This is a genomic window from Rouxiella badensis, from assembly GCF_002093665.1.
GTDB lineage: Bacteria > Pseudomonadota > Gammaproteobacteria > Enterobacterales > Enterobacteriaceae > Rouxiella > Rouxiella badensis.
The window spans coordinates 45844-62241 of the sequence record NZ_MRWE01000032.1; the positions used below are offsets into that span (position 1 = coordinate 45844).

General features: G+C 52.9%; 12 protein-coding genes. 8 read left to right on the forward strand and 4 right to left on the reverse strand.

Annotation, left to right across the window (positions count from 1 at the left end):
* Positions 1-5 precede the first annotated feature (5 nt).
* Positions 6-2126: a bifunctional 23S rRNA (guanine(2069)-N(7))-methyltransferase RlmK/23S rRNA (guanine(2445)-N(2))-methyltransferase RlmL gene (gene rlmKL / locus BS640_RS17240; RefSeq protein ID WP_017490514.1), complete on the reverse strand. Its 2121-nt coding sequence runs from the start codon at positions 2124-2126 to the stop codon at positions 6-8.
* A gap of 239 nt (positions 2127-2365) precedes the next feature.
* Here rlmKL and BS640_RS17245 point away from each other — a divergent pair, with 239 nt between their 5' ends.
* Positions 2366-3472, forward strand: a complete 1107-nt coding sequence (locus tag BS640_RS17245; protein ID WP_084912989.1) for a YcbX family protein — start codon at positions 2366-2368, stop codon at positions 3470-3472.
* A 37-nt stretch (positions 3473-3509) separates the two neighbouring features.
* Here BS640_RS17245 and BS640_RS17250 read toward each other — a convergent pair whose 3' ends face one another.
* A complete protein-coding gene (locus tag BS640_RS17250; protein WP_017490516.1) occupies positions 3510-4052 on the reverse strand; it encodes a cell division protein ZapC in 543 nt (180 codons plus the stop codon).
* Between the two features lie 202 nt (positions 4053-4254).
* Positions 4255-5265, reverse strand: coding sequence for a quinone-dependent dihydroorotate dehydrogenase (pyrD, locus tag BS640_RS17255; RefSeq protein WP_017490517.1), 1011 nt, complete (start codon positions 5263-5265; stop codon positions 4255-4257).
* Between the two features lie 313 nt (positions 5266-5578).
* Between pyrD and ssuE the strand changes: the two genes are divergently transcribed.
* The 5 genes from ssuE to ssuB all read left to right on the forward strand — a co-directional run bounded on the left by ssuE (position 5579) and on the right by ssuB (position 9976).
* Entirely contained in the window at positions 5579-6154 is a 576-nt protein-coding gene (gene ssuE / locus BS640_RS17260) for an NADPH-dependent FMN reductase (protein ID WP_017490518.1), read from the forward strand.
* A gap of 15 nt (positions 6155-6169) precedes the next feature.
* Positions 6170-7171, forward strand: coding sequence for an aliphatic sulfonate ABC transporter substrate-binding protein (locus BS640_RS17265; RefSeq protein ID WP_084912990.1), 1002 nt, complete (start codon positions 6170-6172; stop codon positions 7169-7171).
* A gap of 75 nt (positions 7172-7246) precedes the next feature.
* Positions 7247-8401, forward strand: coding sequence for an FMNH2-dependent alkanesulfonate monooxygenase (gene ssuD, locus BS640_RS17270; protein ID WP_017490520.1), 1155 nt, complete (start codon positions 7247-7249; stop codon positions 8399-8401).
* Between the two features lie 10 nt (positions 8402-8411).
* Positions 8412-9206, forward strand: a complete 795-nt coding sequence (ssuC, locus tag BS640_RS17275) for an aliphatic sulfonate ABC transporter permease SsuC (protein WP_017490521.1) — start codon at positions 8412-8414, stop codon at positions 9204-9206.
* A complete protein-coding gene (gene ssuB / locus BS640_RS17280; protein ID WP_017490522.1) occupies positions 9203-9976 on the forward strand; it encodes an aliphatic sulfonates ABC transporter ATP-binding protein in 774 nt (257 codons plus the stop codon). Before ssuC ends, ssuB begins: the two co-directional genes overlap by 4 nt.
* Positions 9977-10048: 72 nt before the next feature.
* On the opposite strand, the gene pepN is transcribed toward ssuB, so the two are convergent.
* On the reverse strand, positions 10049-12700 hold the full coding sequence (gene pepN / locus BS640_RS17285; protein ID WP_084912991.1) for an aminopeptidase N: 2652 nt from the start codon (positions 12698-12700) through the stop codon (positions 10049-10051).
* Positions 12701-13359: 659 nt separating this feature from the next.
* Here pepN and pncB point away from each other — a divergent pair.
* Complete coding sequence (pncB, locus tag BS640_RS17290; protein WP_017493485.1) at positions 13360-14565, forward strand: nicotinate phosphoribosyltransferase; 1206 nt, start codon at positions 13360-13362, stop codon at positions 14563-14565.
* A gap of 366 nt (positions 14566-14931) precedes the next feature.
* Entirely contained in the window at positions 14932-16332 is a 1401-nt protein-coding gene (asnS, locus tag BS640_RS17295; RefSeq protein WP_017493487.1) for an asparagine--tRNA ligase, read from the forward strand.
* The last annotated feature ends 66 nt before the right edge of the window (positions 16333-16398 follow it).

A 16398-nucleotide genomic window follows, 5' to 3' on the forward strand; every position in this document is an offset into this window, starting at 1 on the left:
AGACTTTATTTTTCCTCGCCGGCATGAGTGAGCAGCCAGCAGTTGTGAATTTGGCGGTTACGGGCAAAATCCTGAGACAGCGTTTGGCCGGTTATCTCTTTTGCATTCAGACCCAGCTTGCTCAGACCCTCAAGATCCATCTGGAATCCGCGTTTGTTGTTAGAGAACATAATGGTGCCGTTGCGACGTAAAATGCGCTTGAGATCTTTCATCAGCGCCAAATGGTCGCGCTGCACGTCAAAACTTTCGGCCATACGTTTCGAGTTGGAGAACGTCGGAGGATCGATGAAGATCACGTCAAACTGTTCATCGGCGTTACTCATCCATGACAGGCAATCCGCCTGAATCAGACGATGCTGGCGACCCGTCAGGCCGTTGGCACGCAGGTTTTTCTCTGCCCACTCGAGATAGGTACGCGACATATCTACTGTGGTGGTGCTGCGCGCGCCGCCGAGACCGGCGTGTACGCTTGCGGTACCGGTGTAAGCAAACAGGTTAAGGAAGTCTTTTCCTTTACTCATTTCGCCCAGCATCTTGCGGGCAATACGGTGGTCCAGGAACAGGCCTGTATCGAGATAGTCGGTCAGGTTAACCCAGAATTTGGCCCCAAACTCTTCGACCATCAGGAACTCGCCCTTCTGCGCCAGCTTCTCGTACTGGCTGGTGCCTTTCTGGCGCTCGCGCGTTTTCAGCACCAACTGGTTGGATGAAATATCCAGCACCGACAGCGTGGCATTGATCACGTCAAACAGACGCTGACGCGCCTTTTGCGCATCAATCGTTTTCGGTGGCGCATATTCCTGTACCACAATTTTGCTGCCGTAGCGGTCAACCGCCACGTTGTATTCTGGCAAGTCGGCGTCATACAGACGGTAGCACTCAATGCCCTGCTGCTTCGCCCACTTTTCCAATTTCTTAACATTTTTACGCAGTCGGTTAGCGAAATCTTCGGCAATCTGCGCCCCTGCTGTGCCTTGAGGATTCTCTGCCAGCTGGTAGTTCTTCTGCACACATTCGAGCGGACCGTTCTTCGCCTTGAATTGACGATCGGCGCGCAGCTGCAGACAGCTCAACAGCTCCGGCGAGGCGCTAAACAGAGAAAGCTGCCAACCGCCGAACTGCGTCTTGGCGATGCGACCCAGCAGGTTATGCAGGGCAATCAGCGCCGGTTCGCTCTCGAGACGTTCGCCGTAAGGCGGGTTGCTGATGAGCGTACCTACCGGGCCTTCCGGCAGAGGATTTTTCAGCTTGCCGACTTCTGCCGCGTCAAAGCTAATGAGCTCGGCCACGCCTGCACGACGGGCGTTGGACCGCGCCATCTCGATGACACGACGGTCGATATCAGAACCGAAGAAGCGAGAAGGGGTTTCCTGAATCGCGCGGCGCGTACGCACCTGTGCTTCAGTGGTCAGTTCACGCCACAGCGCTTCATCAAATTTAGACCAGGCGGTAAAGCCCCAATGCTGACGATGCAGACCCGGCGCACGATCGCCCGCGATCATCGCCGCTTCGATAAGCAGCGTACCGGAACCACACATCGGATCGACCATCGGTGTCCCGACCTGCCAGCCGGAACGCATCACGATCGCGGCTGCCAGGTTCTCTTTCAACGGAGCCTGACCGGTCAGATCACGGTAGCCACGCTGATGCAGACCTTCGCCGCTGAGATCCAGCGCAACGCTTGCAGTATCACGCTGCAAGAAGACGTTGACACGAATATCAGGCTGCTGTTTTGCGACGTTTGGACGCTGGTCAATCTTGCGGGTGAAGCTGTCGACGATGGCATCTTTAACCTTCAACGCGCCGTACTGGCTGTTGCGGATCTCGTCATTCAGGCCGCTGAAGTGCACGGCGAAGGTTTTTTCTACGCCGAAGATAGACGGCCAGTCAATTGCCATCACGCCCAGATAAAGGTCGAGATCGCTATGAACTTTAAATTCATTTAATGGAAGAAGGATGCGTGATGCCAGTCGGCTCCAGAGCAGACTCTTGTACATCAGGCGATCGTCGCCCTCAAAATGCACTCCCCCCTGCACCACTTTGCAGGCCTGCGCACCCAGCGTTTCAAGTTCGCTTTTTAATAGTTCTTCCAATCCACGCGCCGTGCTGGCAAACAAAGAGTTCATATTGACGTAATCACCTAGAAGTTATTTCCTACAATTAAAAACAGCCCTACCCATCAATCAGGCAAGGAGTGCCCTGAGTTCCTGACGTGAAGATTCAAGTTCTGCGGACAAAAGAGCGCGCATTATAGCTAATACTGCAAGATTGTCATAAAGTCTCTGGTTACTATTCAAAAAGAGACCTATCCCGCATCATAAGCATCCTGTTAAAGGTCTGCTGATGGCGCGGCCTGGAGCCCAAAGTGATTACCCTGTCGAGATTATACGTTCACCCCGTCAAGTCCATGCGCGGTCTGCAACTGTCGCATGCTCAGGTTACAGCCAGTGGCTTGGCCTTCGATCGCCTCTTTATGCTAACCGACCCGCAGGGAAAGTTTATTACCGCCCGAAAAGACTCCCAACTGGTTCAGTTTACGCCCGCTTTGCTCCCCGATGGATTAATTTTAACCTCTCCCGATGGAAGCGAAAGCGTCTGTATAAAATTCAGCGACTTCAATCCACAGCCGCTGGAGACCGAGGTGTGGGGCAGCCATTTCACCGCCCTGACTGCGCCAAAAAATATCAACCAATGGCTGAGTGGCTATCTTAAACGCGAGGTTGAGATGCGCTGGGTCGGACCCGAGTTGACTCGTCGCGTTAAGAATCAGCCCCAGGTACCGCTCTCCTTCGCCGACGGCTTTCCTTATTTACTCATTAATGAAGCCTCGCTGCACGACCTAAAGCAACGCTGTCCGGCCAGCGTGAAGCTCGAACAGTTTCGCCCTAATCTGGTCGTTACCAGCGCTGAGGCCTATGCCGAAGACACCTGGAAAACCATTCGCGTCGGCAGCGTTATTTTTGATTTGGTAAAACCCTGTAGCCGCTGCGTGCTGATCACCATCAGCACCGAACGCGGCAGAAAGCATCCCGCCGGTGAACCACTTAAAACGCTGCAAGGTTATCGCACTTCTGAAACCGGCAGCATCGATTTCGGGCAGAACATGATTGCGCGAAACGAGGGCATTATTCGGGCCGGCGACAGTGTAGAAGTGCTGGCAACCCACCCTGCCCGTGTCTATCGCGCCGGCGACGTGCTGGAGAAGGTCTCTCTGTCGCAGACGGCCGCACAGGAGGTCGCCATTACTTATCAGGGCACCGCTTTCAAGGGGAACAATCAACAAGTCCTGTTGGAACAGCTTGAACAACAGGGATTTATCATCCCTTATTCGTGTCGTGCGGGAATCTGCGGGAGCTGCAAACTAAACGTGATCGAGGGCGAAGTGACGGCATTAACGTCCAGCGCCATCGGCAAACAGGGCAAGATCCTCTCGTGCAGCTGCGTTCCGGTGACGGATTTAATATTGGAATAAAAAGGCTATAAAAATAAAGAAACGTGGGGTTGAGAAATTACACAGCCCTGTCGTAAATATTTTCCGAAGCAATAGAAATTGGCATTAAGCGATCGTGCATCACTTTAATCGCATCGCCTAAAACCATGCCGCGACCGGCTACGGTCAGACGCTCCTGTGCCAGCAAGCACAGACTGGCGTTATCACCAGACTCTACCACCAGCAGCGTTGCCTGCTCGCCGGACTCCGTCACGCTGACGCTGGCAAGCTGGCCATTATCGGGCTGGAAAGGACGATGCTGCTGAGTAAAATGCCAGCTCTTTGGCATCAGCGGTTTCAGGAAACGATAAGCGACCAAAGCATTAAGTACTAATTCGGCACGATGTTCAGCAGCCAATTTAATTTTCTTGCACTGCTCTTCGAAGTCGAAATAGAGCGCCGCATCATCAACGCAAAAAGTGGTTTCGGCAAACGCGTCGGGGGTCAGCATTTTAGCAGGAAAACGAGAACGGAAAATCATGCCATTGGCTAGGTCCAACATCAGTCGGTCATGTTCAGCGTCAAAATACCAACGCCAATTATCATCAGGTTTGATTTTCATTTCGTTATCCTATTGTCCATTGCCCAACGTTAACATTATTCTCGGTAACCTCTATATAGGACAAATCGCAGGTTAGCCTTGCCGCAAGAGAGATAATGACTGGGGTAGTACATTAAATGCTCAGTTAAGAAAATATAAACGAGGCCGGGGCAGAAATAAAGCCCCGACCAAGCTTTGTTTGCAAAATTAGTGTGAGCAGTAACTATATATGCATCAGAATATTTTTAATCAGCTGCGGGCCGTGATAGATAAACCCGGAATAGATTTGAATTAACGATGCACCCGCCGCCATTTTTTCACGCGCGGAGGTTAATGAATCAATGCCGCCGACGCCGATAATTGGCATCGCGCCTTTAAGTTCTGCGGACAGCATGCGGATAATCTGGGTGCTTTGCATTTGCACCGGACGGCCGCTCAATCCGCCCGCCTCGTCGCCATAATTCAGACCAGCAACCAAATTACGCTCCAGTGTGGTATTGGTCGCAATAACGCCATCCATATTATGACGGACCAGACTGTCGGCTATTTGGATCAACTCTTCTTGAGAAAGATCTGGTGCGATCTTCACCGCCACCGGCACATATTTCTGATGACGCTGCTGAAGTTCGAGCTGCTTATTCTTGATGGAACCGAGCAGATCGTCAAGCGCTTCACCATATTGCAGGGTACGCAGTCCCGGAGTGTTCGGCGAAGAGATATTAATAGCGATATAACCGGCATAAGGATAAACCTTCTCCATGCAGATTAAATAATCGTCTTTGCCGTTCTCGACCGGGGTGTCTTTATTCTTGCCGATATTAATACCGAGCACGCCACCGAAGTGTGATTTCTTGACGTTATTGACTAAATTATCGACGCCGTGGTTGTTAAACCCCATGCGGTTAATTATGCCTTCGGCCTCAACCACGCGGAACATTCTCGGCTTGGGATTACCGTCCTGCGCACGCGGCGTTACGGTACCCACTTCAACGAATCCAAACCCCATCGCACCAAAGGCGTCGATACATTCCCCGTTTTTATCCAGACCTGCGGCCAGACCCAGCGGGTTCTTGAAGTTCAGTCCCATGCAGGTAACCGGCTTGCTCGGCACCGATTGGCGAATCAGAAACTCGAACGGCGAACCGGAGAGGCGGCTGAGTTGGCGAAACGTTAATTCATGCGCGCGCTCTGGATCGAGCTGGAAAAGTGCTTTCCTAACGAAGGGATAATACATGGATTCTCCTGAGGTCCCGGTGGCTAATGGCTGGTGGCCAGTCGGGGCGGTATTATCGGCTAAGCCATCACTAATTGGAATTGATTCCCGTCAAAAATCGGTAATCCAGGCAAACGTTTTCTTTTTGTTTTCTTCTTTAATACATCCACGTCACAGCAAATGCGCAAAGATTGGCTGATTTTCGGCTCATATCCACTTTTGGTCTAAGAATTCCCGGAATTTAGATTTCCTGTCATAAGCTATCGCCTGTTAATTTAATCCAAATTCTGAACAAATTTGTTGGTTATATAACTTACAGTTATAAGGGAGCACAATGAAAGTCATATCACTCGCAGGTAGCCCACGTCAGCCGTCACGTTCATCTGCCCTGCTTGCTCTCAGCGAACAGTGGCTCAGCGCCCGAGGCGTAGAAGTTGTGTCATACAGTCTGCAAGATTTCGCCGCCGAAGATTTGCTGTTTGCCAACTTTTCCAGCCCACAGTTAAAAGAACTGGTTGCTCAGTTGGAAACCGCCGATGGTCTGCTGATTGCTACCCCGGTGTATAAGGCTTCATTTTCCGGTGCACTGAAGACGCTGCTTGATCTGCTGCCCGAACGCGCACTCGAGCACAAGGTCGTGCTGCCACTGGCCACCGCCGGTTCAACGGGCCACATGCTGGCGATCGATTACGCACTCAAGCCGGTATTAAGCGCGCTGAAAGCGCAGGAAGTGCTACAGGGCGTATTTGCCCACGACAAGCTGGTCGGCCAATACCAGAGTTTCCCGGCAGAACTGGAAGAAGAATTACAGGCGCGTCTGGATGATTCGTTGGAAACGTTTCTTGCGGCATTAGGCCATCGCCATTCGCTGGCTATCGCTCGCGCAAAACGTCAACACGCTCACGCTTAATTGGAAAAAATTTTAATGAATATTTTAGGTTCTCGTTTGCCTTCACTGTTGTCTTTGCAACCCAAGAAATGGCTGCCGCTGTTGGCTTTGACCCTCGGCCTGTCGAGCGTCGTTTCCGTTCAGGCAGAAGAAAAAGATCCGGCTGTGTTTCACATCGCTATCCAAAAAGGCTCCATCGGTCTGATTCTGGCACAGAGTCATCACCTGCTGGAAAAACGTTTCCCGAACACCAAAATCACCTGGGATCAGTTCCCCGCTGGCCCGCAGATTCTTGAAGCGCTGAACGTTGGCAGCATCGACTTTGGCGGCACCGGCGACCTGCCGCCGCTGTTTGCCCAGGCCGCAGGCGCGGACTTGCTGTACGTCGGCTATCAGCCTCCACAGCCTAAGGCTGAAGTGATTCTGGTTCCGGAAAACAGCCCAATCAAGACCGTCGCCGACCTTAAAGGCCACACCGTAGCCTTCCAGAAAGGCTCAAGCTCGAACAATTTCGTGCTGCGTGCCCTGCAAAATGCCGGCCTGAAGTTTACCGATATCAAACCGATTAACCTTGCACCGTCTGATGCGCTGGCCGCCTTCCAGCAGCACGACGTCGACGCCTGGGCAATCTGGGACCCATACTATTCTGCGGCCTTCAATCACGGCGGTGCTCGTGTGCTGCTCGACGGCACCACGCTAAACCAGACCGGCGCTTTTTATCTTGCACCGCGTAAGTTTACCGAAGCGCATCCACAGTTTATCTCTGAAGTCTTGCAGGTCCTGACGCAGGCCAATGGCCTGATCAAAACCGAGCAACAGCAGAGTATTCAGCTGTTGGCGAAATCTACCGGCCTGCCGGAAAAGGTCATCGCCACCTATTTCACTCATCTGCCGGACGATGAAACCATTCGCCCCGTTGATGACAAAACCGAAAAACTGCAACAGGCAACCGCAGATTTATTCTATGCGAACCATCTGCTGCCGAAGCCGGTCGAGATCAAGGATCGCATCTGGCATGCACCTGCCGCCGCGCAATAAGACTGTTTCATAAAATTATTTCAATAACTCACATTGCTGCTTCACCGTACGCGGTGAATTAAAGAGGAATATCACATGAGTCTGAACGTATTTTGGTTTTTACCTACCCACGGCGATGGCCATTATCTCGGTACCGATGAAGGTGCGCGCGTGGTCGACCACGGTTATTTGCAGCAAATTGCCCAAGCGGTTGATCGTCTTGGCTTTGGCGGCGTACTGATCCCGACCGGTCGCTCATGCGAAGACTCATGGCTGGTTGCCGCCTCGCTGATTTCCGTTACCCAGAAACTGAAGTTTTTGGTTGCGCTGCGTCCCGGTATTATTTCTCCGACGCTGGCAGCACGTCAGGCAGCGACGCTGGACCGCCTGTCCAACGGCCGTGCGCTGTTTAACCTGGTGACCGGTGGCGATCCGTCCGAGTTGGAAGCCGAAGGCCTGTTCCTCAATCACGAAGAACGTTACGAAGCGTCGGCAGAATTCGCCCACATTTGGCGCAAAGTGCTGGAAGGCGAAACGGTGAACTTTGAAGGCAAACATCTGAAGGTCAAGAACGCCAGCCTGCTGCACCCGCCGGTACAAACGCCGCGCCCTCCGCTTTATTTCGGCGGTTCGTCCGAGGCCGCCCAAGACTTGGCCGGCGAACAGGTGGAACTTTATCTGACCTGGGGTGAACCGCTGGAGCAGGTAAAAGAAAAGATTGCTCAGGTGCGGGCCAAAGCCGCCAAACACGGCCGTACCGTAAGATTCGGCATCCGTCTGCACGTCATTGTGCGCGAAACGACCGAAGAAGCGTGGAAAGCGGCAGAGCGTCTGATTGCCAATATTGACGACGAAACCATTGCCCGCGCCCAGGCTAAACTGACCAGCACCGACTCGGTTGGCCAGCATCGTATGGCCGCGCTGCACGGCGGTAACCGTGACAAACTGGAAATTGCGCCTAACCTGTGGGCAGGCATCGGTCTGGTTCGCAGCGGCGCAGGTACCGCGCTGGTCGGCGATGGCCCAACGGTTGCGGCAAGGATGCAGGAATATGCCGACCTCGGCATCGACACCTTTATTTTCTCAGGTTATCCACACCTGGAAGAAGCCTATCGCGTGGCTGAACTGCTGTTCCCACACCTTGATTTGGCAAAAGAAGATAGCAGCGTTACCCCACTGCGCCGTAGGATTGAACCGCGTGGGGAATTGGTCGCCCACGAATTTGTGTCCAAGCGCGCTGTGAAAAGTTAAGGAAAGCATCATGAGCAACAAGACTGAACGTTGGATAAACCGCATTAGCCCCTGGTTTTTACCGGTGGTATTACTCGCCAGCTGGCAGTTGGCGGTACAGGTAGGCTGGTTGTCGAACCGTATCCTGCCTTCGCCGAGTGCGGTCGTCGAAGCCTTCTGGACGCTGGCGAAATCCGGTGACCTGTGGCAGAACCTGAAAATCAGCACCTTCAGGGCGCTGACCGGCTTTGTCATCGGCGGCAGCATCGGTCTGTTGCTCGGCTTTATTACCGGCCTGTCGCGCTGGGGTGAGCGCCTGCTGGACAGCTCAATGCAGATGTTGCGTAACATTCCGCATCTGGCGCTGATCCCGCTGGTTATCCTGTGGTTCGGTATTGATGAATCGGCGAAGATTTTCCTGGTGGCGCTGGGAACGTTGTTCCCGATTTATCTCAACACCTACCACGGTATTCGCAATATTGACCGTGGACTGCTGGAGATGTCTCGCAGCTACGGGTTATCTGGATTCCCGCTGTTTTATCAGGTGGTGTTGCCGGGCGCGCTGCCGTCAATTATGGTCGGCGTGCGTTTCGCACTGGGCTTCATGTGGCTCACGCTTATTGTGGCGGAGACGATTTCCGCAAACTCCGGCATCGGTTATCTGGCGATGAACGCCCGCGAATTCCTGCAAACCGACGTCGTCGTAGTGGCCATCATCCTGTATGCCATCCTCGGTAAACTGGCCGATATCGTGGCGCGTTCGCTTGAACATGTCTGGTTGCGCTGGCATCCAGCCTACCAGAAAAAACAAGGAGAAACCGCATGAGTGAACCGACTCGCATTCCGCAAGGTACGCCGGTAACGCTGGCGGGCATTGTTAAAAATTACGGCAACCGTACGGTGCTTAAAGACATCAATCTGCGTATTTCTCCAGGGCAATTTGTCGCCGTAGTTGGCCGCAGCGGCTGCGGTAAAAGTACCCTGCTGCGCCTGTTGGCCGGTCTGGAAAAAAGCAGCAGCGGCGATCTGCTTAGCGGCAGTGCGCAGCTCAGCCAGGTCAGCGACGATACGCGTCTGATGTTTCAGGATGACCGTCTGCTGCCGTGGAAGAAAGTGATTGATAACGTTGGTCTTGGCCTCAAAGGCAAGTGGCGTGAGGCCGCCATGGCGGCACTGGAAGAGGTCGGTCTCGCCGACCGCGCCAATGAGTGGCCCGCCGCGCTGTCCGGCGGACAGAAACAGCGCGTTGCCTTGGCTCGCGCGCTGGTTCATCGCCCACGCCTGTTGCTGCTCGATGAGCCATTGGGCGCATTGGATGCGCTGACTCGCATCGAAATGCAGAGTCTCATTGAACGTCTGTGGCAGCAGCACGGTTTTACCGTCCTGCTGGTGACCCATGATGTAAGCGAAGCGGTGACCGTTGCCGACCGCGTTATTCTGATTGAGCAGGGTGAAATCGGTCTCGATTTGCAGGTCGATCTGCCGCGTCCGCGCCGTCGTGGTTCCGTACGACTGGCCGAGTTGGAAGAACAGGTACTGGAAAGAGTACTGCGACCACAGCCTGTGAGCGCTGAAGTAAAACGCGCGCAGAGATAACCCTTTTATCTTCCTCATAAAAAAGGGCGACATCACTGTCGCCCTTTTGTTTTTCAACCTTCAAATACGCGGTCAGGCATCCAGCGCCTTGCTGATTTTCTCATAAAGGTCACCGGAGAGATTCTCCAGACCTTTCAGCGTCTGCAACGCCTGACGCATCAGGTTCTGACGGTTTTCGTCATAGCGTTTCAAACGAATCAGCGGCTCAACCATACGTGCAGCAACCTGCGGGTTGCGGGTGTTGAGATCAGTCAGCATCTCGACCAGGAAGGCATAACCGCTGCCGTCTGCGGCGTGGAATGCCGCCGGATTTCCCTGTGCAAATGCGCCAATCAGTGAGCGAATGCGGTTCGGGTTACCCATGCTGAAGGAGCGATGCGACAGCAGTGCGCGCACCTGCTTCAGCACGTCCTGCGCCGGGCTGGTGGCCTGCAGAATGAACCATTTATCCATCACCAGACCATCCTGATGCCAGCGTTCGTCGTAGGCGCTAAGCAGACGGTCGCGACACGGCAAGTCTGCCGCCACGGCCGCCGACATCGCCGCCAGCGAGTCGGTCATATTGTCGGCGCTCTCGAACTGGGCGCTGACCAGCTTGTCGGCCTGAGCCGCATCGGCAAAGGCAAGATAACGCAGGCAGACGTTGCGCAGCGAGCGCTTGCCAATATCGGCATGCTCAACGCGGTAGGACGGCAGGCGATTAGCGTGGTAAACCGCCAGGAACTCGTCGGCCATCTCCCCCGCCAGGCAGCGTGTAATCGACTCGTGCACCGCGCTTATCGCTTCAGGATCGATGATGTCGAACAGCTCGGCAATCTCGTTTTCTGACGGCAGCGTGAGAATCTGCGCCGCAAGCGCCGGATCGATGCTCTCGTCCAGCAGCACTGCGCGGAACGCATCGGCCACGTGCAGCGGCAGAGACAGTGGCTGTTTCTGCTGGTGACGCGCCACATTGAGCTTAATGTAGATAGCCAGCAGACTTTGCGCCGCGTCCCAACGCGAGAAGTCATTGGTCGCATGCTTCATCAGGAACGTCAGCTGGTGATCACCGTATTTGTAATCGAGCTTAACCGGCGCGGAGAATTCACGTAATAAGGAGGGGATTGGCTGATAGGCAACGTCTTCGAACACGAAAGTCTGCTCGGCTTCGGTCACGTTAAGCACATTGCTGACCTTCTGGCCGCTTTGCTTGAGCTCAATCACACCGCCCTGTGGATCGTAAAGTTCGATATCCAGTGGGATATGCAGCGGAAGCTTCTCTTTCTGATCCGCAGTCGGCGGCGTTTTTTGACTCACGGTCAGCGTGTAGGTCTGCTTCTCGACGTCATAGTCGTCGCGTACGGTCAGGATTGGCGTACCGGACTGGCTATACCAGCGGCGGAACAGCGACAGGTCAACGTTGGAGGCGTCTTCCATCGCCTGCACGAAGTCGTCACAGGTCGCTGCGCTGCCGTCGTGGCGTTCGAAATAGAGCTGAATACCGGCCTGGAACTGCTGCTCACCCAACAGAGTGTGCATCATGCGGATCACTTCCGAGCCTTTGTCATACACGGTTAGCGTGTAGAAGTTATTCATTTCAATAACTTTGTCTGGGCGGATTGGGTGCGCCATCGGGCTAGCGTCTTCGGCAAACTGTGCACCGCGCATCACGCGGACGTTGTCGATGCGGTTCACCGAACGAGAACCCAAATCCGAACTGAACTCCTGGTCGCGGAAGACGGTCAGGCCCTCTTTCAGGCTCAGTTGGAACCAGTCGCGGCAGGTCACGCGATTACCGGTCCAGTTGTGGAAATATTCGTGGCCAATGACGGCTTCAATGCCCAGATAGTCTTTATCGGTCGCGGTTTCTGCTTTTGCCAGCACGTATTTGGAGTTAAAGACGTTGAGGCCTTTGTTTTCCATCGCGCCCATGTTGAAGAAATCAACGGCAACAATCATGAAGATGTCGAGGTCATATTCCAGATTAAAGCGCGTTTCGTCCCACTTCATGGACTGCTTCAACGACTCCATCGCCCAACCCGCACGATCGAGGTTGCCACGATCGACGAAGATTTCCAGTGCGATATCGCGGCCTGAACGGGTGACGAACTTGTCGCGCAGCACGTCGAAGTCACCGGCAACCACGGCAAACAGATAGCAAGGTTTCGGGAACGGATCCTGCCATTTGATCCAGTGACGTCCGCCTTCCAGCTCCCCGCCATCAACGCGGTTGCCGTTAGAGAGTAAATAAGGATAGAGCGACTTGTCGGCCACAATGCGTGTGGTGAAACGTGCCAGCACGTCCGGGCGGTCAAGATAATAAGTAATGTGACGGAAACCTTCCGCTTCACACTGGGTACACAGCGCTTCACCAGAGAGATAAAGGCCTTCCAGCGCGGTGTTTTTCGCAGGATGAATCTTGTTAACCACCTTCAGCTCAAACGCTTCAGGCAGGCCATTGATGACCAGCTGGCTTTCTCGCAGCTGATAGTTTGGCCAGTCCTGACCGTTAACTTTAAGGCTTATCAACGTTAGGTCTTCACCGTCCAGAACCAGCGCAGCGCCTTCGGCACCCAGACGCTTGATCTGGCTGACCGCAGTCACCGTGGTGGTCTGTGCATCAAGATCAAAATCAAGGTCGATATCGGTGATGGTATAGTCTGGCGCACGATAATCGTGGCGATATTTTACCTGCGGTTGTGATGTTGCGTCGGTCTGTTGTTCTGTTTGCAGCTGGTCAGTCATAAAAGAACCTTTTGGCGTTTTCAGGAGGATACGCGTGACGCGATTAAAATAAACTTTATCACAGAAGGTGAAAATTCCCAGATTGTTACCCCAATGGCCGCGGCAACCGGCGAGCTTTTGCCCAAAGCGGTCAGTACTGCTTCATAAAGATAAAAAATATTGCGCTCAACATTTCACCTTTCTTTAACTTTTTTGTGCTATTTCAGTTAACACTGCCAATAAATAATTTCGCCGGTCGGCAATTTCATTTTATCGAATCGAGTCAGCCTTTCTGCCCATCAAAAAGCGATCAACCTCATGTATTTTATAATAATTAACTAAAAGACATTATTATTTAACGGGTTATATCGTTGTTAACAATCTTCGGAAATCCGTGTTTAATATCCTTAACAAGGCACATTTGGCCCTCGACCTGGCCCGATGAATTGTGCTGAGATGAGGGTTCATTGACTTGATAATGCGGTATACTTCCCGAACTTTGCCGTTTAAATCAGGCTAAAACAAACACGATACTCAACGTTTTTGGAGTTGCTTCAGGGACGAAGAGTAGTACTCAGCGTCACTGACGTTGCAGTAAGGCATTGAGCGAACCCAACTAATGCCGCTGCAGCTTCCAGGACGAAGAGTATGGCCTGTTGCTTTTGACGAGGATGTCGCGCATGACCCCATACGCTTCCCCGATTTTGACTTCGTTGTTAGACACCGACGCCTATAAGCTTCACATGCAGCAGGCGGTTTATCATCGTTACGCGGATAGCCGCGTGGTCGCCGAGTTCCGTTGCCGTGGCGACGAACTGCTGGGCGAATACGCAGAGGAAATTCGTCATCAGGTTGAACTGATGAGCGAGCTGGCGTTGAGCGAAGATGAATTTAACTATCTTTCCGCCCTGCCTTTCTTTAGTCAGGATTACCTGCAATGGCTACGCACATTCCGCTATAACCCTCGACACGTCGAGGTGTCCAATCGCAGCGGTCATCTGCATATCCGTATCGCAGGCCCTTGGCGTGAAGTGATTATGTGGGAAGTTCCGCTGCTGGCGGTAATCAGTGAAGTGGTGCATAAACATCGCTCTCCAGGTGTCACGCCGGAAATGGCGGTCGAACAGCTGCGTAAGAACCTGCAGAAATTCAAACAGGAATCTGCCGATATCGACACTTCAGCCTTTAAGCTGATGGACTTCGGTACCCGCCGCCGTTTCTCCGGCGAGGTGCAGCGCGCGATTGTCAGCACGTTGAAGCAAGAATTCCCGTATCTGGTCGGGACCAGCAACTACGATTTAGCCCACAAGCTACAGTTGAATCCCGTGGGTACGCAGGCGCACGAGTGGTTCCAGGCGCATCAGCAGCTAAGTCCGGTTCTGGCTAGCAGCCAACGCGCGGCGCTGCAGGCGTGGCTTGACGAATACCCGGACCAACTGGGGATAGCACTCACCGACTGCATCACTATGGACGCTTTCCTGCGTGACTTTGGCCCCAAGTTTGCCAACGCCTATCAGGGTCTGCGCCACGACTCTGGTGATCCGTTTGAATGGGGTGAAAAAGCCATCGCCCATTATCAAACGCTGGGTATTGACCCCATGACCAAGACGCTGGTGTTCTCCGATAACCTGGATCTCGATAAAGCGCTGGATTTGTATCGTCACTTCCACACGCGGATTAAACTTATTTTCGGTATTGGTACCCGCCTGACCTGTAATATTCCGCAGGTCAAACCGCTGAATATTGTTATCAAACTGGTGCAGTGCAACGGCAAGCCGGTGGCCAAGCTGTCCGACAGCCCGGGTAAAACCATTTGTCAGGACAAGGCTTTTGTGAAGGCGTTGCGTAAAGCTTTCGATCTGCCGCTGGTGAAGAAAGCCTCCTAATCATCCGCACTGCTTTTGCATTTCCGTCTTCCCCTCCTACAGGGGGGGAAGACGCGAAAGAACGTCAATTGAGGTTCCTGCGTCCTCTTCTCTTCATCTATATCCTCTTCTCTCCTTATATATAGAAAGAAAAGCGCAATGAGCGATTTTTTCGCCACTTTCACCCTCTCAGGTTTTGCCGTGTTTAAACTAATCGCGGTAATGGCACAAATGTTGCGGTCGCAGGGCGATTTCTGCTTGTGTCCTGAAAAAGGCTAAGTAACATAGCAAAACCCTTTCGTTTAAGGTGTGTGGCTTTTTCATACAGGTTTTTTATACATATTTAAAACCATCGGTATCATCAGAACTATTTTAAGAGAGAAATCTATGAGCGTTGTGCCTGTAGTCGACGTACTGCAAGGCCGTGCTGCGGTTGACAGTGAAGTCACCGTACGCGGTTGGGTACGTACCCGGAGAGATTCAAAAGCTGGCATCTCCTTCGTCGCCGTTTATGACGGCTCCTGCTTTAATCCGTTACAGGCCGTCGTTAATAATTCTTTGCCTAATTATCAGGATGAAGTACTGCGCCTGACCACCGGCTGTTCTGTTGAAGTCACCGGTACCGTAGTGGCATCTCCTGGCGAAGGCCAGAGCTTCGAACTACAGGCAACGGCAATCAAGGTCGTTGGCTGGGTTGACGATCCTGATACTTACCCGATGGCGGCAAAACGTCACAGCATCGAATATCTGCGCGAAGTAGCTCACCTGCGTCCGCGCACCAACCTCATTGGTGCCGTTGCGCGCGTTCGCAACACCCTGTCGCAGGCGATTCACCGTTTCTATCATGAAAACGGCTACTTCTGGGTTTCGACTCCGCTGATCACCGCTTCAGATACCGAAGGTGCAGGCGAGATGTTCCGCGTTTCAACGCTGGACCTGCAAAACCTGCCGCTTACCGACAAAGGCGAGGTTGATTTCAATGAAGATTTCTTCGGTAAAGAAGCCTTCTTAACCGTCTCTGGACAGCTGAACGGTGAGACCTACGCCTGTGCGTTGTCCAAGGTTTACACCTTCGGCCCAACCTTCCGCGCAGAAAACTCCAATACCAGCCGCCACCTTGCCGAGTTCTGGATGGTTGAGCCGGAAGTGGCTTTTGCCACTCTCGACGACATCGCCTCACTGGCTGAGAGCATGCTGAAGTATGTTTTCCAAGCCGTTTTGGATGAAAGAGCGGACGATATGGCATTTTTCGCAGAACGCGTAGACAAAGATGCTGTTTCACGCCTTGAACGATTTGTAACCTCAGATTTCGCGCAAGTTGACTATACCGATGCTGTTAAAATTCTGATCGAATCCGGTCAGAAATTCGAAAATGAAGTCTCCTGGGGCGTCGATCTCTCTTCTGAGCACGAGCGTTACCTTGCCGAGAAACATTTTAAAGCGCCGGTTGTGGTTAAAAATTACCCTAAAGATATCAAAGCCTTCTATATGCGCATGAACGATGACGGTAAAACCGTTGCCGCCATGGACGTTCTGGCTCCGGGAATTGGCGAAATTATCGGCGGTTCTCAGCGTGAAGAAAGGCTAGATGTGCTGGACGCTCGACTTGAAGAAATGGGCCTGAATAAGGAAGATTACTGGTGGTATCGCGATCTTCGTCGCTATGGCACCGTACCTCACGCTGGTTTCGGTTTAGGCTTTGAGCGTCTGGTTGCTTACGTCACCGGCGTGCAAAACGTGCGTGACGTTATCCCATTCCCACGTACTCCGCGTAACGCAACATTCTAATTATTTAAGAGTTATTAATTTAACAACTTTAGATACAAATCTAAGGCCAGCGATGCTGGCCTTAGC

Coding starts and splice junctions, on each gene's coding strand:
- rlmKL (WP_017490514.1), bottom strand. CDS start 2,126: ATGAACTCTTTGTTTGCCAGCACGGCGCGTGGATTGGAAGAACTATTA.
- BS640_RS17250 (WP_017490516.1), bottom strand. CDS start 4,052: ATGAAAATCAAACCTGATGATAATTGGCGTTGGTATTTTGACGCTGAA.
- pyrD (WP_017490517.1), bottom strand. CDS start 5,265: ATGTATTATCCCTTCGTTAGGAAAGCACTTTTCCAGCTCGATCCAGAG.
- ssuE (WP_017490518.1), top strand. CDS start 5,579: ATGAAAGTCATATCACTCGCAGGTAGCCCACGTCAGCCGTCACGTTCA.
- BS640_RS17265 (WP_084912990.1), top strand. CDS start 6,170: ATGAATATTTTAGGTTCTCGTTTGCCTTCACTGTTGTCTTTGCAACCC.
- ssuD (WP_017490520.1), top strand. CDS start 7,247: ATGAGTCTGAACGTATTTTGGTTTTTACCTACCCACGGCGATGGCCAT.
- ssuC (WP_017490521.1), top strand. CDS start 8,412: ATGAGCAACAAGACTGAACGTTGGATAAACCGCATTAGCCCCTGGTTT.
- ssuB (WP_017490522.1), top strand. CDS start 9,203: ATGAGTGAACCGACTCGCATTCCGCAAGGTACGCCGGTAACGCTGGCG.
- pepN (WP_084912991.1), bottom strand. CDS start 12,700: ATGACTGACCAGCTGCAAACAGAACAACAGACCGACGCAACATCACAA.
- pncB (WP_017493485.1), top strand. CDS start 13,360: ATGACCCCATACGCTTCCCCGATTTTGACTTCGTTGTTAGACACCGAC.
- asnS (WP_017493487.1), top strand. CDS start 14,932: ATGAGCGTTGTGCCTGTAGTCGACGTACTGCAAGGCCGTGCTGCGGTT.